Annotated in this window: 17 protein-coding genes; 3 read left to right on the top strand and 14 right to left on the bottom strand. The window is 72.9% G+C overall.

Annotated elements, in window-relative coordinates:
- Positions 1-30: 30 nt before the first annotated feature.
- Both ACFYNO_RS16550 and ACFYNO_RS16545 read right to left on the bottom strand, forming a co-directional pair.
- Positions 31-390: an NADH-quinone oxidoreductase subunit A gene (locus ACFYNO_RS16550; protein ID WP_014137597.1), complete on the bottom strand. Its 360-nt coding sequence runs from the start codon at positions 388-390 to the stop codon at positions 31-33.
- Positions 391-736: 346 nt separating this feature from the next.
- Positions 737-1,702: a DMT family transporter gene (locus ACFYNO_RS16545; protein WP_388011794.1), complete on the bottom strand. Its 966-nt coding sequence runs from the start codon at positions 1,700-1,702 to the stop codon at positions 737-739.
- A 170-nt stretch (positions 1,703-1,872) separates the two neighbouring features.
- On the opposite strand from ACFYNO_RS16545, the gene ACFYNO_RS16540 reads away from it, so the two are divergent.
- A complete protein-coding gene (locus ACFYNO_RS16540) occupies positions 1,873-2,562 on the top strand; it encodes a peptidylprolyl isomerase (RefSeq protein ID WP_388011792.1) in 690 nt (229 codons plus the stop codon).
- Between the two features lie 179 nt (positions 2,563-2,741).
- Complete coding sequence (locus tag ACFYNO_RS16535) at positions 2,742-4,169, top strand: FAD-dependent monooxygenase (RefSeq protein ID WP_388011790.1); 1,428 nt, start codon at positions 2,742-2,744, stop codon at positions 4,167-4,169.
- Positions 4,170-4,176: 7 nt separating this feature from the next.
- Here ACFYNO_RS16535 and ACFYNO_RS16530 read toward each other — a convergent pair whose 3' ends face one another.
- From ACFYNO_RS16530 to ACFYNO_RS16500, 7 genes are all read right to left on the bottom strand, one after another.
- Positions 4,177-5,460, bottom strand: a complete 1,284-nt coding sequence (locus ACFYNO_RS16530; RefSeq protein ID WP_388011788.1) for a geranylgeranyl reductase family protein — start codon at positions 5,458-5,460, stop codon at positions 4,177-4,179.
- 63 nt (positions 5,461-5,523) lie between these two features.
- Positions 5,524-6,471, bottom strand: a complete 948-nt coding sequence (locus ACFYNO_RS16525; protein ID WP_388011786.1) for a DUF6879 family protein — start codon at positions 6,469-6,471, stop codon at positions 5,524-5,526.
- A gap of 97 nt (positions 6,472-6,568) precedes the next feature.
- Positions 6,569-7,495 (bottom strand): SCO2521 family protein, encoded by a 927-nt coding sequence (locus tag ACFYNO_RS16520; RefSeq protein ID WP_388011784.1) that lies wholly within the window; start codon positions 7,493-7,495, stop codon positions 6,569-6,571.
- On the bottom strand, positions 7,492-8,445 hold the full coding sequence (locus ACFYNO_RS16515; protein WP_388011782.1) for an SCO2522 family protein: 954 nt from the start codon (positions 8,443-8,445) through the stop codon (positions 7,492-7,494). The genes ACFYNO_RS16520 and ACFYNO_RS16515 overlap by 4 nt, the downstream gene beginning before the upstream one ends.
- A 20-nt stretch (positions 8,446-8,465) precedes the next feature.
- Entirely contained in the window at positions 8,466-9,386 is a 921-nt protein-coding gene (locus tag ACFYNO_RS16510; protein WP_388011780.1) for an SCO2523 family variant P-loop protein, read from the bottom strand.
- 6 nt (positions 9,387-9,392) lie between these two features.
- Positions 9,393-11,216: an SCO2524 family protein gene (locus ACFYNO_RS16505; RefSeq protein ID WP_388011778.1), complete on the bottom strand. Its 1,824-nt coding sequence runs from the start codon at positions 11,214-11,216 to the stop codon at positions 9,393-9,395.
- 28 nt (positions 11,217-11,244) lie between these two features.
- Positions 11,245-12,027, bottom strand: coding sequence for an SCO2525 family SAM-dependent methyltransferase (locus ACFYNO_RS16500; protein ID WP_388011776.1), 783 nt, complete (start codon positions 12,025-12,027; stop codon positions 11,245-11,247).
- 162 nt (positions 12,028-12,189) lie between these two features.
- Here ACFYNO_RS16500 and ACFYNO_RS16495 point away from each other — a divergent pair, with 162 nt between their 5' ends.
- Positions 12,190-12,675 (top strand): GNAT family N-acetyltransferase, encoded by a 486-nt coding sequence (locus ACFYNO_RS16495; RefSeq protein WP_388011774.1) that lies wholly within the window; start codon positions 12,190-12,192, stop codon positions 12,673-12,675.
- Between the two features lie 4 nt (positions 12,676-12,679).
- Here ACFYNO_RS16495 and ACFYNO_RS16490 read toward each other — a convergent pair whose 3' ends face one another.
- The 5 genes from ACFYNO_RS16490 to ACFYNO_RS16470 all read right to left on the bottom strand — a co-directional run bounded on the left by ACFYNO_RS16490 (position 12,680) and on the right by ACFYNO_RS16470 (position 17,673).
- Positions 12,680-13,372: a demethylmenaquinone methyltransferase gene (locus tag ACFYNO_RS16490; RefSeq protein WP_388011772.1), complete on the bottom strand. Its 693-nt coding sequence runs from the start codon at positions 13,370-13,372 to the stop codon at positions 12,680-12,682.
- Between the two features lie 55 nt (positions 13,373-13,427).
- Complete coding sequence (locus ACFYNO_RS16485; RefSeq protein ID WP_388011770.1) at positions 13,428-14,009, bottom strand: hypothetical protein; 582 nt, start codon at positions 14,007-14,009, stop codon at positions 13,428-13,430.
- 187 nt (positions 14,010-14,196) lie between these two features.
- On the bottom strand, positions 14,197-14,703 hold the full coding sequence (locus ACFYNO_RS16480; RefSeq protein WP_388011768.1) for a hypothetical protein: 507 nt from the start codon (positions 14,701-14,703) through the stop codon (positions 14,197-14,199).
- The gene (mqnC, locus tag ACFYNO_RS16475; RefSeq protein ID WP_388011766.1) at positions 14,703-15,926 is read right to left on the bottom strand and encodes a cyclic dehypoxanthinyl futalosine synthase; all 1,224 of its coding nucleotides are present in this window, start codon (positions 15,924-15,926) and stop codon (positions 14,703-14,705) included. Before mqnC ends, ACFYNO_RS16480 begins: the two co-directional genes overlap by 1 nt.
- 103 nt (positions 15,927-16,029) lie before the next feature.
- Entirely contained in the window at positions 16,030-17,673 is a 1,644-nt protein-coding gene (locus tag ACFYNO_RS16470) for a serine/threonine-protein kinase (RefSeq protein ID WP_388011764.1), read from the bottom strand.
- Positions 17,674-17,678 lie beyond the last annotated feature (5 nt).

Here is a 17,678-nt window from a genome sequence, read left to right as displayed (position 1 = left end):
TTGGCAGGTCGGGGCCCTCGCTCGGGGCCGTCAGTCCCACTCCAGGCCGCCGCGCCGCCACACGTACGCGTAGGCGACGAAGACGGTGGCGATGAAGAGGAGCATCTCGACCAGCCCGAAGATCCCCAGGGCGTCGAAGCTGACCGCCCACGGGTAGAGGAAGACGATCTCGATGTCGAAGACGATGAAGAGCATCGCCGTCAGGTAGTACTTGATCGGGAACCGACCGCCGCCCACCGGCTGCGGGGTCGGCTCGATACCGCACTCGTAGGCCTCCAGCTTGGCCCGGTTGTAGCGCTTCGGGCCGGTGAGCGAGGCCATCACCACGGAGCCGACCGCGAACGCCGCCGCGATGGCACCCAGTACGAGGATCGGCGCGTAGGCATTCATCGCCGTCGCTCCCTCCGTCCAGTCGTCCTTGACTGCAGATCGGAACCGCCGGATCACTGTGGGGTGATCCGGTGATCCGGTTCCCGAGATCCACCTCATGTGAGGCAGTTCACAAGCCCCGGATCGAGCGCATCCTATGCCCGTCGGCTTGTGATCTGCGACACGCAGTTCGGGATGGGTTCTGTGATCTACACCACCCCGGCGGGCGGCAGCCGCGTCCACCTGGGGAGACTCGTGAACGCATCGAACGCAGACGATCGCTATCTGTCATATTCCACGGCAAGCCAGCTGGCCAGGGCGCCGTTCCTATATCAACTATCTCGCGATCAAGGCAAATTTCTAGGCTTTACCTTCGCGTGCTAATGGACCCCACTCGACCGGGTGACCTGCGCGGAGCCCGCTCCTTGACCCCGGGTTCACAAGCCCGCCGGCCGGCCTCGGTGCCGACCAGCACCAGCAGGGCGCCGGCCACCACGCCGGCGGTCAGCCGGTCGCCGCCGAGCGCGATCCCGAGCACCGCGGCCCAGAGCGGTTCGGTGCCCAGCAGCAGCGAGACCCGGGACGGCGAGGTGGCCCGCACCGCCCACATCTGCACCGCGAAGGCCAACAGCGTGCAGAACAGCGCGAGGTAGAGCAGCAGGGTCCACTGCAGCGCCCCGTAGCCGGCCGCCAGGCGCCAGGGCGCGGGTGCCCCGGTGAACGGGCTCACAAGAGCGAACACTACTCCGGCGGAGGCGAGTTGCACCCAGGTGAGCGCGCCGGAATCGGTCCCGCGCAGCGCCTTGGTGCGGCCCATCACCAGCACGTGCACGGTGCGCACGATGGCGGCGCCGAGCATCAGCAGGTCGCCGAAGGAGGGCGCGCGCAGTCCGCTGCCCTGGGTCAGCAGCGCCACCCCGAGCAGCGAGGCGCCCGCCGCCAGCAGGAACCGCCGCGACGGGCGGGTGCGGCTCAGCGCGCTCTCGCCGAGCGGGGTGAGCAGCATGTTGAGGCTGATGATCAGCCCGGCGTTGGTGGCGGAGGTGTGCACGGCGCCGAAGGTCTCCAGCAGGAAGATCCCGCCGAGGATGCCCCCGAGCAGCGCCCCGCCGACCCACTCCGTCCGGCTGAGCCCGCGCAGCCGCCCGTGCACCACGGCCCCGAGCAGCGGCAGCACCAGCACGAACCGCAGCACCAGCGTCGGCAGCACGGTCTGCGCGGTGGCCAGGTGCTTCACCGCCAGGAAGCTGGACCCCCACACCACCGCCACCAGCAGCAACGGCAGGTCGGTGACGAGCCCGCGCGGGGCGGCGGCTTGTGAAGGGTTTCGCATGGGCGGATCTTGACGCAGAGCCACCGAACCGATCAACAGCTTTACGTCTCGGTTGAGCGGTCATGGACGCGCGGTGGAGCACCAGGAATGAACAACCGGACCGCGGGGCAGAGACGTTGTGCACATGCCAGGCACCACCATCCGTCCCCTCCTGCCCGAAAGGCCGTCAGATGTCCCGCAACCGCCTCACCGTCGCGGCGGCCGCAGCCGCCCTGGTCCTCACCGCGACCACCGCCGCCTCCGCCGCGACCGTCACCGCGACCCCGAAGGCCGCCCCGGCCGCCGCCCCCGCGGCCGCCGCCGACTGCGGCTTCACCAAGGCGGTCCCGGCCGACGACTTCAAGGGCATCCCGGTCTTCGACGCCGCCAAGGCCGCCAAGCCGTACCACGCGAGCCTGCGCACCAGCCAGGGCACCGTCACCTTCCAGGCCCTCACCGCGGCCGCCCCCTGCACCACCTTCTCGTTCCGCTTCCTCGCCGACCACGGCTACTACGACGGCACCCACTGCCACCGCCTCACCACCAAGGGCATCTTCGTCCTGCAGTGCGGCGACCCCACCGGCACCGGCGCGGGCGGCCCCGGCTACTCCTTCAACGACGAGAACCTGACCGGCGCCACCTACCCCGCCGGCACCGTCGCGATGGCCAACGCGGGCCCCAACACCAACGGCAGCCAGTTCTTCTTCGTCTGGCAGGACACCAAGCTGCCCCCGCTCTACACCCCGTTCGGCAAGGTCACCGGCGGCCTCGACGTGCTGCAGAAGATCGCCGCGGCGGGCGAGGACGACCAGAACGGCCCCGGCGACGGCTACCCGACGCTGCCGGTGGACCTGCGCAAGGTGAAGATCGAGAACCGCTGACCCCGCGGGGGCGCCCGCACGGGCCATGCCGTGCTCGCCTTGGCCCGGACACACGAAAGGCAAGGAGTCACCACTCCCCGCCACTCTCAACCTATAGCGCACCCCGGGCCTTGCCACAAGACCCCCGCCGTGCCGCAGACTCTGCGGGTCACACGGGTGCGAGCAGGGAGAACGTGCGGATGATCGACGTCATCGTGGTGGGCGGCGGGCCCACCGGGCTGATGGTGGCCGGGGAGCTGCGGCTGGCCGGGGTCGGGGTGGTGGTGCTGGAGCGGCTGGCGGAGCCGACCCGGGAGTCGCGGGGACAGGGGCTGCACGCGCGCAGTGTCGAGATCATGGACCAGCGCGGGCTGCTGGAGCGGTTCCGGGCGGTGAGTGAGGAGTTCCGGGTCGGCGCGATGTTCGGCGGCATGCACCGGGAGTGGCCGGAGGGCATGGACACCGCGCACCCGTACGGGCTGGCCGTGCCCCAGCCCGTCACCGAGCAGCTGCTCAACGCCTACGCGCGGGAGAACGGCACCGAGCTGCGGCGCGGCTGCGAGGTGGTCGCGGTGAGCCAGGACGCCGACGGCGTGACCGTCGGGCTGGCCGGCGGCGAGCAGCTGCGCTCGCGCTGGCTGGTCGGCTGCGACGGCGGCCGGAGCCTGGTGCGCAAGCAGCTCGGCATCGGCTTCCCCGGTGAGCCGGCCACCTTCGAGACGCTGCTGGGCGAGCTGGAGCTGACCGAGGATCCGGAGAAGATCACCGCCGTGATGGCCGAGGTCCGCCGCACCCAGCTGCGGTTCGGCGCCAGCCCGCTGGGCGGCGGCTGGTACCGCGTGGTGGTCCCCGCCGACGGGCTGGCGCAGGACCGCTCCGCCCAGCCGACCCTGGAGGACTTCCGCCGGCAGCTGCGGGCCGTCGCCGGCACCGACTTCGGCGCCCGCGCACCCCGCTGGCTCTCCCGCTTCGGCAACGCCACCCGCCAGGCCGAGCAGTACCGGGCGGGCCGGGTGCTGCTGGCCGGCGACGCCGCGCACATCCACCCGCCGACCGGCGGGCAGGGGATGAACCTCGGCCTGCAGGACGCCTTCAACCTGGGCTGGAAGCTGGCCGCCGAGGTCAACGGCTGGGCGCCCGAGGGGCTGCTGGACAGCTACCACGACGAACGCCACCCGGTCGGCGCCCGGGTGCTGGACAACACCCGGGCCCAGGTCACCCTGCTCGGCACCGACCCGGGCGCGGTGGCGCTGCGCGAACTCTTCGGCCGGCTGATGGACTTCGCGGAGGTCAACCGCTACCTGACCGGCCTGATCACCGCGATCGACGTCCGCTACGACCTGGGCGAGGGCCCCGACCTGCTGGGCCGCCGCCTGCGCGACCTCCCGCTCGCACCGGGCCGGCTCTACGAACTGCTGCGCACCGGCCGCGGCCTGCTGCTGGACACCACCGGCACGCTCTCCACCGCCGGCTGGGCCGACCGGGTCGACCGGGTCACCGACCCGGCCGCCGCACTCGGCGCCCCCGCCGTGCTGCTGCGCCCCGACGGCCACGTCGCCTGGATCGGCGACGACCAGCGCGACCTGGCCTCCCACCTCGCCCGCTGGTTCGGCGAGCCGGCCGCCTGACCGCCCGTCAGGCGTTCGGCGCCACCCGGGTCAGGCCGTTGATGATCCGGTCCATCGCGTCGCCGCCCTGCGGGTCCGTCAGGTTGGCCAGCAGCTTCAGGGTGAACCGCATCAGCATCGGGTGGGTGAGCCCGCGCTGGGTGGCCAGCTGCATCACCTTGGGGTTGCTGATCAGCTTCACGAAGGCCCGGCCCAGCGTGTAGTAGCCGCCGTAGACGTCCTTCAGCACCGCCGGGTACCCCTGCAGGGCGCGCTCGCGCCCGGCGGGGGTGACCCGGGCGTGGGCCTGGATGATGGTGCGCGCGGCGATCTGGCCGGATTCCATCGCATAGGCGATGCCCTCGCCGTTGAACGGGTTGACCATCCCGCCCGCGTCGCCGACCAGCAGCAGGCCGCGGGTGTAGTGCGGCTGGCGGTTGAAGGCCATCGGCAGGGCGGCGCCGCGGATCGGATCGGTCATGTTCTCCGGCGTGTAGCCCCACTCCTCCGGCATGCTCGCGCACCAGGACTTCAGCACCTCGCGCCAGTCCAGCTCGCCGAAGGCCGGCGAGGAGTCCAGGATGCCCAGGCCCACGTTGGAGGTGCCGTCGCCCATGCCGAAGATCCAGCCGTACCCGGGCAGCAGCTTGCGCTCGCCGCCCCGGGTGTCCCACAGCTCCAGCCAGGACTCCAGGTAGTCGTCCGAGGAGCGCGGCGAGGTGAAGTACGTCCGGTAGGCCACACCCATCGGCCGGTCCTCGCGCCGGTGCAGGCCCATCGCGAGCGACAGCCGGGTCGAGTTGCCGTCCGCCGCCACCACCAGCGGCGCCCGGAACTCCACCTCGCGCTTCTCCGCCCCGAGCTTCGCCGTCACCCCGGTGATCCGCCCGGTCCGGTCGTCCAGCACCGGCCCCGACACGTTGCACTTCTCGTACAGCCGCGCCCCGGCCTTCTCCGCCTGACGGGCCAGCAGCTCGTCGAAGTCGGCCCGCTTGCGCACCAGCCCGTAGTCGGGGAACGAGGACAGCTCCGGCCAGTCCAGCTCCAGCCGGACCCCGCCGCCGATGATCCGCAGCCCCTTGTTGTGCAGCCACCCGTTCTCGGTGGAGACGTCGATCCCCATGTCCACCAGCTGCTTGGTGGCCCGCGGCGTCAGCCCGTCCCCGCACACCTTCTCGCGCGGGAACTCCGTCTTCTCCAACAGCAGCACGTCCAGCCCGCTCTGGGCCAGGTAGTACGCGGTGGCCGAGCCCGCCGGGCCCGCGCCGACCACGATGACGTCAGCACTGCTCTCGACGGTGTTCTCGGTCACGATGGCAACACTCCTGATGCACGACAGCGCCACTCAGCAGCACTGGAACGGGTCTCCGGCAGTCTACGGGGTGGCCCCGTCGACGGGCCTGGCGACTGCCCACAGGTCCTCGAACCGCTGGATCCGCCGGGCCACCTTGTCCTCGCTCAGCACCAGCAGGGTGCTGGCCACCATCAGGTCGGGACCCGGTACCCCGTCCCCGTCCCCATCGCCCTCGTGCCCGCTGGTGTCGGTCTGCACCTCGTAGCTGACGGACCGGTCGAAGACGATGAAGTCCGACATCGGCCGCCTGGCCCAGTGCGGCAGGTCCCGCACCGCGACGATCCGCACGCTCAGGCCCAGTTGCTGGTGGCTGCGGCCGACCTGGCGGATGCCCTCCAGCACCCGCTGGTCGGCGCTCTGCACCACGAACACCCGGCGCACCGGCACCCCGCGGCGCACCGCCGCTCGCTGCGCCTCCAGGTAGCGGCGGCCGAGCTCGGTGGTCCAGAAGCCGATGTCGATGGCGGTGCTGATCGCGTCGATGCCGGTGGCGGCGCTGTGGGTGAGGGTGAGCAGCCAGTCCTGGTCCTCCCCGTCGTAGGCGGCCTGGCCCGCCATCAGCTCCTTCACCAGGTCCGCCACCCGGCGCAGCTCGCGCTGGGTGAAGGCGCCGACGATCGGCGGCTGGTCTCCGCCCAGGCCGGCCAGGTTCTCGGCCAGCTGGGTCATCTCCCCGCCGGCCAACGGCGTGCTGCGCAGCCGGTCGTAGAGCTCGGTGGCCTTGTTGACCCGGGCGAAACCGTCCTCGACCAGTCCGTGCATCCGCTCGTTGTGCTCCGCGATGCCCTGTTCCAGTTCGGCCAGCCGGACCTCGAAGTCCCGGAGGAACTCGACCAGCAGCACGACTCCGCCGACCAGCACCGACAGGTTGACGCTGGTGGTCCACGCCTGCTTGGTGAGCTCGGTGATCGCCAGGGTGCCGCCGCCCGAGATGCTGGTGGTGAGGATCTTGCGGATCAGCGGCGACATCCGCCCTGCTGACCTACTGCGTCCGCGGTGTGACTCTTGGTATCCGAGAAGTGGTGCGTGACGCTCGATCATCGTGTTCTCCCCCGGGACGGTGTGACTAGCGCTCAGGTATCGGGGCGCTCAGGCCGACGGCCTGCAACGCCAACTGGTCGCGGATCCGCTGGACGGCCGCCGCCCACTGGCGGGTGAATCCGGGGCTGGTCTCCAGGTGTCCCCACACCTGGGCCAGCAACCGGTCCACCCGGGCGCCGGGCATCCACAGATGGAGCAGATGGTTCACGGCCGGGCGCAGCCGCAGCACGGGTTCGGCGCCGGGCACCGAGCCGAGGCCGCTGCGCTCGATCAGCTGGGTCAGCGCGGTCAACAGCCAGTCGTGCAGCGCCAGGTCCTCGCAGAAGGCCGCGACGGCCATCGGGTCCACCTGCTCCAGGCTGAGCCGCAAGGTGCGCAGGGTGCCGTCCTCGATGGTGAAGTGCGCGCCGGGCGGACCCTGCTCGCAGCTCCACAGCAGCCGGGTGCGGCGGGACTTGAACGGGGCCCGCCGGTCCAGCTGCGGACGGCCCTGCAGGTCGGTCAGCAGCCGCTCGGCGATCGCCCCGAGGTCCAGCTGCCCGCCGGACGGCACCTCGAGGAAGCCCGCCACCAGTTCGGCGTCGGTGACCGGTCCGGTCGGCTCGACGGTGCCGGGCCGGGCCAGGTAGTGGCCCCAGGGCAGCCGCATCCCGACGCCGCGCTCGCCGATCCCGGCCCGCACCGAGGCCTGCAGCACCCGCCCCTCGGTGAGCACGGCCTGCGCCACCGCGGTGCCGACCCCGCGCACCGCCTTGCGGGAGGCCGTCGGCAGCGGGCAGTCCACTCCGGTCAGCAGTTCGGCCGAGCGGACCTGCTGGTTGGGCCGGGCGGAGCTGCGCACCCGCTCGCCGTGGCGCAGGTGGAGCAGCTGCAGCGCGACCGGGTGGGAGAGTTCGACCGAGTGCTGGAGCAGTCCGGTGCGGACCTCGCCCAGAACCAGCCGGCCGCTCATGACGGCCCGTTGAACAGGTAGTCCACCCGGGCCCGCACCCCGTCCGGCAGTTCGATCCCCTCCTGCCGGGCCCGGTCGGCGAGCTGGCGCAGCACCGGCTCCTCCGGCGACCACTGGTCCAGGATCACCGCCACGGCGTGCTCGATCGGCAGGAACCGCCCGGCCAGCACCGAGAAGGTGCGGTAGGCGGCGAACGGCGCGGCGCCCGGGTTGAGCCGCACCAGCGGCGCCAGCGCATCCCAGGAGGCCGGAAACGCCTCCGGCGGGTCGGCCGGCCGCAGCACCTCCTGCCCTTGGTCGCGGAGCAGCCCCAGCCGGAGCAGCTGCCAGACGGCGGCCAGGAACGGGCAGGACCAGGTGCGCCGGCCGTGCCGCTCGTCCCAGAGCTCCACGTCCAGGAAGACCGAGTGGTTGCGGGCCTCGATCTCCCGGGGCGGCCGCCAGCCGGCCGACGCGCTCATCGCCTCGGCGAGGGAGTCCGCCGGCGAGCGCTCGCCGTTGCTCAGCCAGCCGCTCTCGCTGGCCGGCGGGCGGGAGCCGTTGCTGCCGGGCGGCGGCGACTGCACCAGCCGGGCCTCGACCAGTTGCGCGGGCCGGACGCCGCCGGCCTCGGCGCAGGCGGACTCACGGGCCAGGTAGTCGATCACCAGGCCGGCCGCGGCGGCCTGCTCGATGATCTGCGGCACCACCTCGGCGGGCGAGGAGAACCGGGTGAAGTAGTCGTCGATCAGGAAGCAGGTGCTGACCCGCGGCCGGCGCGAGCGGCCGCGGGCACAGCTCTCGCGGGCCGCGTCGGCCCACGGCCGGACCCGGGCGAAATGCTCGCGCAGCCGGTCCGGTCCGGCGGCGAAGTCGTCCATGTAGAGGTGGCCCAGCTCCAGCGAGAGGTGGGCCAGCGGCAGTGCCGCAGTGCGCGGGTCGGCCGAGGCCTCCCGGAACGTGGTCTCCATCGCCCCTCCCCCGCCGTCGGTCACAACGGCGACTCCCAGCGCTGGTCGTCGGTGAGTGCCGCAGCCAGGTCGGCGAAGGCCTGGGCGGTCTCCAGATTGGCCACCTGGTGCAGCAGCACGTCGTCGTCGGTGATCAGTTGCTCGCGCCACTGCAGCACCGGGTCGAGCGGGACCTTACCGAGGGTCAGGGTCGGGCCGAGGCGGTGCTGGGCGGCGAGCCGGTTCAGCTCCTCGTCGCAGATGCTCAGCCACTGCGCCTGGGCCGGGCGCAGATCGGTGAACATCGGTGATCTGGCATCGGGCACGGCCGCCCGGACGAACCTGACCGAGTCCCGCATCAGCTGTGCGTCGTGGCCGCGGGAGGCCGCCGTCGCCATGATGCCCCGCTCCCCGTAGACCAACCCGGCGGCGGCGATGATGTGCTGACGGGTCCAGCGGTGGAAGACCAGCCACCTGGCGGTCAGCATCGCCAGCTCGGGCTGCGAGGTGGCCTCCAGGGCGAGCTGGGCGGCGTAGGAGCGGCCGGCGCTGAGGTCCACCAGGATGATCTCGAACTCCTCCGCCAGCCGCAGGAACAGCTCGGTGCAGCGCCGGACCGTGTCCGGTCCGAGCACGAACTCCCCGCCGCCCTGGTCGCCGGGCAGCAGCACCAGCCGGCCGGACCCGGCCGGACGGCGGTGCAGCGCCTGGCTCTCCGACTCGGACCAGATGTCGAGCCGGCGTGGCTCGGCGGCCTCGCCGCGCAGGTAGGAGTGCAGGCCCGGCTGCTCGGAGCCGCGCAGCGCGGTCGGCACGTCGAAGACGGCGGCGCTGGTCGGCGAGCCGAAGTCGAAGTCCAGGTAGCAGACGTCGTCGCCGCGCAGTGCCCGGCGGTAGGCGATGTTGGCGCTGGTGACCGAGCGGCCGGTGCCGCCCTTGTCCGAGGTGGCGAAGATCAGCACCGGGCGTCAACTCCCCCAGGCGGCGGTGCGGCGGGCGGCAGCCAGCTCGTCCAGCGCGGTGAGCACCTGGACGGCCAGCGCGCAGGCGGTGCCGGGGCTGTCGCGGAGCAGCCGCCGGGCCAGCTGCAGCCGGGACTCGGCCTGGTTGAGGGTGTTCTGCACCGAGGCGAAGCCGCCGGCCGCCGCGGCCATCATCTCCTTGTCGAGCAGGTGGTCCGCCTCGCCGAGCAGGTCGGTGGCGACTTCGGTGAGCCGGGGCGAGCGGATCGGCGTCTCACCGATCATGTCGGCGGTGGCGATCAGCGCCTCCACCATTCGCTCGGTGAGGCTCCAGGAGACCGCCTCGGTGTGCGTCTCCACGTCCGGTGAGACGGCGCTGAGGTCGTCCCAGAGGCGGGCGAACTGGCCGCTGGGGATTCGCCGCTGCCAGAGGTGGTCCATGATCTGCTCGGCCAGCCGGAGCAGCCGGTCGTGCGGGCCGACGGCCTGCGCCAGCTTCGCCAGCTGGACGGTGCGCTTGAGCAGCTGGGGCGAGAAGTCGGCAACCGACCAGCGCAGCATCGGCCCCAGCCGCTCGCTGCCGAGCAGGGTGAGCGGTACGCCCTGGCGGTGCAGGCTCAGCCCGGCATCGCCCGGCACCATCCGCCGGGTGGTCTTGGAGCGGACGCCCAGCTCCTCCAGCACGTTGACGGTGCGGTTCAGGTCGGCGTCGGTGGCCCGGCGGCGCAGCAGGTCCTGCACCAGGATCGAGCTGACCAGCAGGGAGAAGTAGAGGGAGTCCTGGCCGTCGGTGGTGCGCCAGGGGATGTCCTCCAGCGGCCAGGCCTGGTCCTCGAACCGGGCCAGCGTGGACCAGTACTCCTGGGTCAGCTTCCACCGCAGCTGCAGCGCGTTGGCCAGGCGCTGCTGGCCCTCGTTGAGCAGGCCGAGGATCATGGTGCGGTCGGAGAAGAGGTCGGCGATGCCGTCGAGCGCGACCACGGTGAAGTAGAGGTAGGGCGCGTTCTGGGCCACTCCGGCCGGCTGCGGGCCGATGTCCTCCGGGGTGTCGACCGGCGGCGCGCCCTCCACCACGCCCCAGGACCAGCCGCACTCGAAGAGCAGGTTCTCGTTCTCCAGCGCGTCGCCGCCCGCCAGGCCGAGGGTGAACTGGTCGCGGATGCTCGCCCGCAGCGGCTGCAGCTTGGTCTGCAGCTTCTGCACCACGGCCCGGTTGGAGAGCCCCGCGCGGTTGATCCGCTCGCAGAGCACCTGCCCGCGCTCGGAGTCGGCCTCGAAGACCGAGACGGTGAAGCAGCGCAGCAGCGCGGCCATCGCGGCGGAGAGCCGCACCGAGGCGGCCTCCTGCAGTTCGTCGGCCCGTCGGCGCAGGTCGGACCGGGTCAGGTTGCGGCTGAACACCTTGAGGAAGCCGAGGGTTGCCAGGCAGAGCGTGATGGAGAGCGAGTAGGAGTCCACCACGCCGAGCCGCAGCTGCTCCTCGGTGATCTCCGCGTCCGCCTCGTCGGAGCGGTAGTAGTCACCGGCGCCGAAGGTCGGCACCCCGGACATGCTGTTCCGCTCGAAGTAGTCGGCGGCGGCATCCATCAGCGCACGCGGGATCTCCACGCTGTCGCCGAGCTTGCGCAGGGCGGCCAGCACGTCCTCGGCCGTCCGGTCCGGCTCGTCGAGGCGGAGCACCGGCACCTCGGTGGCAGGGTAGAGCAGGCAGAGCAGCCGCTCGGCCTCACTGACGCAGTTGGGCAGCGCGCCGGGCTGGTGCTCGTGCTGGAGCTGGGGGGCGACCGCCTCCCAGATCTCCAGCAACTGCTGGCGTGGCTTGATCCGCACGTCCCACCTCGGTTCCGACTAGGCCGGGTCAGCCGCGCAGCCGCCCCAGGGCCAGCAGCATGCCGCTGTACCCGTCGCGCAGCGGCGAACTCCCCGGGACATCGATATGACTGATCGTCAGATCATCTTCAGCGTAGCCCTGGAGACCGTTCAACACGTCGGGCTGTTCGATCTTGCAGGCCGGGAAGGTCTCGCCCCCGACCGCGTAACCGGTCGAGTTCTCCATGAAAGCGACCGCGAACGGGGCCCCGGGGCGCAGCGCCCGGGCGAACCGGCCGACCGCGCCGCGGTACTCGTCGTAGTCGGTGGAGAGCGACTCGGCGACGAAGAACATGGTGCCGATGTCGGCGGCCCGCTCGGGCAGGTCGAGCTCGGCGAAGAGGTCACCGCGCACCACCTCCGCGGCCTCGCGCAGCCGGGCCCGGGGATCGGGCAGCCCGCGGTAGGCCGGCTGCTCGCAGAGCACCTCCCAGAACGGGTCCCAGTTGGTCCCGTACTCCCGGACCGCCGCCTCCAGCCACCCGACGTTGGCGCTGGACCGCTCGAACAGCGTGATCCGCTCGCACCAGGGCAGCATGGCCAGCGAGGGGTAGAGGTTGGTGCCGGCCCCGACGTCCAAGCCCCGCAGCCCGGCGGCCGGGCGCTGCTCGAAGTGCGCGGTGAAGTGGTCCCGCACCGCCGCCAGGATCTGCCGGTCGTCCGCGCGCAGCGTCCGGTAGTTGTGTTCCAGGTAGGCCTCGGGATCGAAGGAGTCCCAGGGGGCCTGGCTGTTGGTGAGGGCCCTGGCGTCGAGCGCGGGGGTGGCATCCATACTCACAACTTCCCTGCGGCGCCCCGGGGGGAGTGGTGGCCGGGACTGGCGCATTTCCGCCCGTACGAGCGCTGGTTCCTGAAAGGGTGTCATCGTACCGTACTGCAAGGGGAGTTGGCCCCTTTCCAGCGCAGTATGGTCAGCCGACGAGAGGGTAATCCCATGCACCCTGTACAGCCGTCGCTCAAGCACCAGCAGCCCGGCCTGGTGCGGCTCGCCACCGAGCGGGACCTGGGCCGGCTGGAGCGGATCGACCAGCAGATCTTCCCCGAGGAGCCGTACCCGTTCTTCGTACTCCGGCAGCTCTTCGAGGTGCACGGCGGCCGCTTCCTGGTGCTGGAGCACCAGGAGGAGCTGGCGGGCTACGCGCTGCTCGCCACCACCCCGGACCACGCGCAGAGCTGGGTACTCGGGCTCGGCGTCCTGGCGCAGCTGCGCAACCTCGGCTACGGCCGGCAGCTGATGGAGGAGTCGATCGCCCTCCTCACCGCCGACCGGGTCGGCGAGCTGCGGCTCAGCGTGGACCGGGAGAACACGGTGGCGCTGCACATCTACCGCTCGCTCGGCTTCACGCTCGCCGGCGAGCGGCCGGACTACTTCGGGCCCGGGGACGACCGGCTGATCCTCCGGCTGCCGCTTCGCCCCTGACGGCTCAGGCCTTGAACCCCCGGTGCAGCGCCACGATGCCGCCCGTGAGGTTGCGCCAGGCGACGCGCTGCCAGCCGGCCTGCTGGAGGAGGGCGGCGAGGGCGGGCTGGTCGGGCCAGGCGCGGATGGATTCGGCGAGGTAGACGTAGGCGTCGGGGTTGGAGCTGACCCGGGTGGCGACCGGGGGGAGGGCACGCATCAGGTACTCGGTGTAGACGGTGCGGAACGGGGTCCAGGTGGGGGTGGAGAACTCGCAGATCACCACCTTGCCGCCGGGCCTGGTGACCCGGAGGAGTTCGGCCAGCGCCTCCTCGGTGGCGTGCACGTTGCGCAGGGCGAAGGAGATGGTGACCGCGTCGAAGGAGTCGTCGGCGAACGGGAGCCTGGTGGCGTCGCCGGCGGTGAGGGCCAGCTCGGGGTGGCGGCGCTTGCCCTCGGCCAGCATGCCGATCGAGAAGTCGCAGGGGACGACCTTGGCGCCCGCGGCCGCGAACGGCAGCGAGGAGGTGCCGGTGCCGGCCCCGAGGTCGAGCACCAGGTCGCCCGGCCCGGCCCCGACCGCGTCGGCGACCGCGCGGCGCCAGGCGCGGGCCTGGCCGAGCGAGAGCACGTCGTTGGTCCGGTCGTACTTGGCCGCGACGTCGTCGAACATGGCGGCGACTTCGTGCGGCTGCTTGTCCAGATTGGCTCGGGTCACGTACCCCATTGTTCACCCTGGGCGCCCGGTACCCCGCCAGGGGTCCGCAGTGCGGTCAGCGGGCGGGGCGGCGCACGGCCTTGTGGCGGCGGCGGGAGCGCTTGCCCTGGGTGATCGCCGGCATGCCCTCGGCCAGGGCCTCGGTGGCCAGCGCCACGGTGGCCATCACCTGGGTGCCGCGGCCCGAGCGGAAGGCGACCCGCCGGTGGTGGCGGCGGATCCGCAGCAGGCAGAGGCCGCAGAACAGCACCGCCACCGGCACGCTGATCTGGGCCAGCCGGACCCCGGCGGGCTGCGGGTAGGTCTGGTTGCAGACCCGGACCGCGCCGGCGTCGGAGGCCGCGTGCTCCAGGCAGATCGGGTCGCCGACCTTGGCGCCCGACGGGAGCTGGAGGTCGGCCGCCGAGTGCTGCTGGCCGCCCGCCGGGTAGCTGACGGCGCTGTAGGTGCCGCTGCCGCCGGGCAGCTGGGTGACCGTGCCCTGGACCCGGACCGGGTGGGCCCCGATCTTGTCGGCCAGCTCGGACTGCCGCCAGCCCAGCAGGCACATGCCCAGCGCCACCACGGCGCTGAGCAGCGCGGCGAGGTACCAGCCGCGGCCCATCCGGGGGGCGTCGGGCGCGGACGGGGATCGCATGGACGGGGGCCTGGCTTCCCGTAGGGGACGGTGAGGGGGCACGCCGTTCGGGGGGACACCGTCCGGCGGGACCGACCGGGATCGTAACCGCTGGCGGCCCCTCAGGTCACGGCGAGTCCGAATCAGACCACTGCCCGACACCGGGAGTTCGTGAACCGACGGCCCGTCAGCCGCAAGCCGAACGCCGTCAGCCGCGGGCCCGGTAGACGATCCTACCGGCCAGTACCGTGGCCAGGCAGCGATCGGATCCGGCCTCCAGCACGACGAAATCCGCCCGTCCGCCGACCGCCGGCTCCCGCGCCCCGGGGGCGGCGACCACCGCCAGCCCGGACCGGGCCACCGCCGTGCGCACCTCGGGCCGCTCGAACGGCCCGGTCAGCGCCGTCACCCCGCGGGCCAGCAGCGCCTGCAGCCCGCGCCGGGCGCTGCCGCCCAGGCCCGCCGGGGTCAGCCCGGCGGGCAGCTCCCGGGGCTCGGTGCCGATCCCCTCGCGCGGGTCCGGGTGGTAGCGCCGCTCCAGCAGCTCGCCGCCGGCCTGCTCGACCGCGCCCCCGGTGATCCGGGCGCCGGGCCAGTCGCGCACCCGGGCCCCCGGGTGCGCGCCGGCCAGCTCGGCGGCGGGGCCGATCGCCTCGATCCGGTCGTCGCGGACCAGCACCGACGGTCCGTCGGCGCACTGGTGGAGGGTCAGCATCAGGCGTTGTCGAGGATCTTCAGCTCGGGATGCGCCGTGCCGCCCTCGATCGCCGTGGAGGCGATGTGCGAGGCCACCCGCGGGTCCACCGGGTCGTTCGCCGGGTCGTCCAGCACCCGCAGGTGCTGGTAGGTGGTGGAGCGCTGGGCCGGGGTGCGGCCGGCGGTGCGGATCAGGTGGATCAGCTCGGTCAGGTTGGAGCGGTGCTTGGCGCCCGCCGCCGAGACCACGTTCTCCTCCAGCATCACCGAGCCCAGGTCGTCCGCGCCGTAGTGCAGCGACAGCTGGCCGGCCTCCTTGCCGGTGGTCAGCCAGGAGCCCTGGATGTGCGCCACGTTGTCCAGGAAGAGCCGGGCGATGGCGATCATCCGCAGGTACTCGAAGACGGTCGCCTGGGTGGAGCCCTTGAGGTGATTGTTCTGCGGCTGGTAGGTGTACGGGATGAAGGCCCGGAAGCCGCCGGTGCGGTCCTGCACCTCGCGGATCATCCGCAGGTGCTCGATCCGCTCGGCGTTGGTCTCGCCGGTGCCCATCAGCATGGTGGAGGTGGACTCCACGCCCAGCCGGTGCGCCGTCTCCATGATCTCCAGCCAGCGCTCGCCGGACTCCTTGAGCGGCGCGATCGCCTTGCGCGGGCGCTCCGGCAGCAGCTCGGCGCCGGCGCCGGCGAAGGAGTCCAGGCCCGCGGTGTGGATCCGGGAGATCGCCTCCTCGATGGAGACGCCGGAGATCTTCGCCATGTGCTCGACCTCGGAGGCGCCCAGCGAGTGGATCACCAGTTCCGGGAAGGCCTGCTTGATCGCGGAGAAGTTCCGCTCGTAGTACTCCACGCCGTAGTCCGGGTGGTGGCCGCCCTGGAACATGATCTGGGTGCCGCCCAGCTCCACCGTCTCCGCGCAGCGGCGCAGGATCTCGTCCAGGTCCCGGGACCAGCCCTTGTCGCTCTTCGGCGGCACGTAGAAGGCGCAGAACTTGCAGGCGGTGACGCAGACGTTGGTGTAGTTGATGTTGCGTTCGATGATGTACGTCGCGATGTGCTCGGTGCCCGCGTAGCGGCGCCGGCGCACCGCGTCGGCCGCGGTGCCGAGGGCGTGCAGCGGCGCGGAGCGGTAGAGCTCCAGCGCCTCCTCCGGGGTGATCCGACCGCCGGCCGCGGCCCGGTCGAGGACGGCCTGCAGGTCGCTGCTGCTGGGCGCGGCGGTGGGCGCGGCTACCTCGGTCACCTGGCGGCCTTCTTTCTTCCGGTATGTCCAGGGTGCTGACCGGCTCAGCCTACGCCAGAGGGTCCGGCCGGACCGGTGCCCGGTCGGGCCCTGCGGCGGCCGGTCAGCCCGCCTTGTGCAGGGTGGCCTTGGGGTTGCCGGCGGGGCCGTCCTGCGAGTGGTAGGCCAGCGTGCCGTCGCCGTTCAGGTCCAGCTCCTCGGTGCTTCCGTCGGTGCAGCCGGTGCCGGCCACCAGGCGGGAGTGGAAGACCAGCGCGGTCCGGGTGGCCGAGGTGAGGGTCCAGGCGCCCCGGCAGGTGAGGTTGAGCAGGCCGCTGGCGTCCACGCTGGTGGTGTTCTCGGCGCCGAGGTCGGCGGCCCGGACGGTCACCGTGATGGACTGCTGGCCCAGGCTGCCGAGGTGGTCGGTCGTCACCTGGCCGCTCCAGGTGCCGAGGAAGGCGACGGGGACGGCGCTGGCGCCGCTCGGCCCCGGGGAGGGCGGGGGGAGGGGCGGGGCGGTGCCCCCGGTCGGGGAGCCGGCGGCGGGCGAGTCCGGCGGGTCGTTCTCGGACGGGGACTCGGCGGCGGACGGGGACTCGGACGGGGAGTCGGACGGAGCGTCCGGAGCGGACTCGGCCGGTGAACTGCGGTCGTCCGAGGAGTCCCCCTGGTTCTTCGTCGCGGCCGCCCACGGGTGCCAGGCGACCAGCCCGCCGCCCGCGCCGAGCAGCAGCACGCCCGCCAGCACCGCCGCGAGCGTGCGGCGGCGCGGGGTGCGGCCGGCCGACGGGGCGTCAGCCGGCGGTGCGGACGGCGGCTCCGCCTCCAGCTCCAGCAGCTCGACGGCCTGCCGGCCCACCGCCTCCGCCACCGCCGGGGGCAGCCAGCCGGGGCGGCCGAGCCGGACCGTCGCCTGGTCGCCGGCCGGCGCCGCGGCGGAGTCCAGGGCCTGCACGGTCTCCAGGGCGAGCAGGCGCTGGGCCAGCCGCTCGGGGGTCGGACGGGCGGCCGGGTCCTTGGCCAGGCACTCGGCGAGCAGCGCGCGCAGCGGGCCCTCGGGCAGCCCGGCCAGGTCGGGCTCCTCGTGCAGCACCCGGTAGAGCAGCACCGCCGCGCTCACCCCCTCGCCGAACGGCGAGCGCCCGGTGGCCGCGTAGGCCAGCACGGCGGCCAGCGAGAAGAGGTCGCTGGGCGGGCCGACCCGGTCGCCGCGGGCCTGCTCGGGCGAGAGGAAGCCGGGCGAGCCGACCACGAAGCCGGACTGGGTCAGCGTGCCGGCGTCCAGCGCCCGGGCGATGCCGAAGTCGATCAGCCGCGGCCCGTCCAGGGCCAGCAGCACGTTGGACGGCTTGACGTCCCGGTGCACCAGGCCGAGCCCGTGCACCGCCGCCAGCGCGCCGGCCAGGCCCGCGCCGAGCACCCGGACGGTCTGCGCCGGCAGCGGGCCGAACCGCTGCACGGCGCTGGTCAGCGAGGGGCCGGCGATGTAGCCGGTGGCCACCCAGGGCGCCGGGCCCTCGGTGTCGGCGTCCAGCACGGGCGCGGTCCAGCGGCCGTCCACCCGGCGGGCGGCGGCCACCTCCTGGCGGAACCGGGCGCGGAACTCCGGGTCGTCGGCCAGCTCCGGGCGGACCGCCTTGACCGCTACGGTGCGCCCGCCGGCCGAACGCCCGAGGTACACCCGGCCCATGCCGCCCGCGCCGAGCCGGCGCAGCAGCCGGTAGCCGCCGAGCTCCCTCGGGTCCGCCGCCTCCAGTGGCTCCATCCGCC

The sequence above is a fragment of the Kitasatospora sp. NPDC006697 genome (assembly GCF_042869935.1).
GTDB lineage: Bacteria > Actinomycetota > Actinomycetes > Streptomycetales > Streptomycetaceae > Kitasatospora.
This window is presented reverse-complemented; position numbering and strand designations above follow the sequence as displayed.

Coding starts and splice junctions, on each gene's coding strand:
- ACFYNO_RS16550 (WP_014137597.1), bottom strand. CDS start 390: ATGAATGCCTACGCGCCGATCCTCGTACTGGGTGCCATCGCGGCGGCG.
- ACFYNO_RS16545 (WP_388011794.1), bottom strand. CDS start 1,702: ATGCGAAACCCTTCACAAGCCGCCGCCCCGCGCGGGCTCGTCACCGAC.
- ACFYNO_RS16540 (WP_388011792.1), top strand. CDS start 1,873: ATGTCCCGCAACCGCCTCACCGTCGCGGCGGCCGCAGCCGCCCTGGTC.
- ACFYNO_RS16535 (WP_388011790.1), top strand. CDS start 2,742: ATGATCGACGTCATCGTGGTGGGCGGCGGGCCCACCGGGCTGATGGTG.
- ACFYNO_RS16525 (WP_388011786.1), bottom strand. CDS start 6,471: ATGTCGCCGCTGATCCGCAAGATCCTCACCACCAGCATCTCGGGCGGC.
- ACFYNO_RS16520 (WP_388011784.1), bottom strand. CDS start 7,495: ATGAGCGGCCGGCTGGTTCTGGGCGAGGTCCGCACCGGACTGCTCCAG.
- ACFYNO_RS16515 (WP_388011782.1), bottom strand. CDS start 8,445: ATGGAGACCACGTTCCGGGAGGCCTCGGCCGACCCGCGCACTGCGGCA.
- ACFYNO_RS16500 (WP_388011776.1), bottom strand. CDS start 12,027: ATGGATGCCACCCCCGCGCTCGACGCCAGGGCCCTCACCAACAGCCAG.
- ACFYNO_RS16495 (WP_388011774.1), top strand. CDS start 12,190: ATGCACCCTGTACAGCCGTCGCTCAAGCACCAGCAGCCCGGCCTGGTG.
- ACFYNO_RS16485 (WP_388011770.1), bottom strand. CDS start 14,009: ATGCGATCCCCGTCCGCGCCCGACGCCCCCCGGATGGGCCGCGGCTGG.
- ACFYNO_RS16480 (WP_388011768.1), bottom strand. CDS start 14,703: ATGCTGACCCTCCACCAGTGCGCCGACGGACCGTCGGTGCTGGTCCGC.
- ACFYNO_RS16470 (WP_388011764.1), bottom strand. CDS start 17,673: ATGGAGCCACTGGAGGCGGCGGACCCGAGGGAGCTCGGCGGCTACCGG.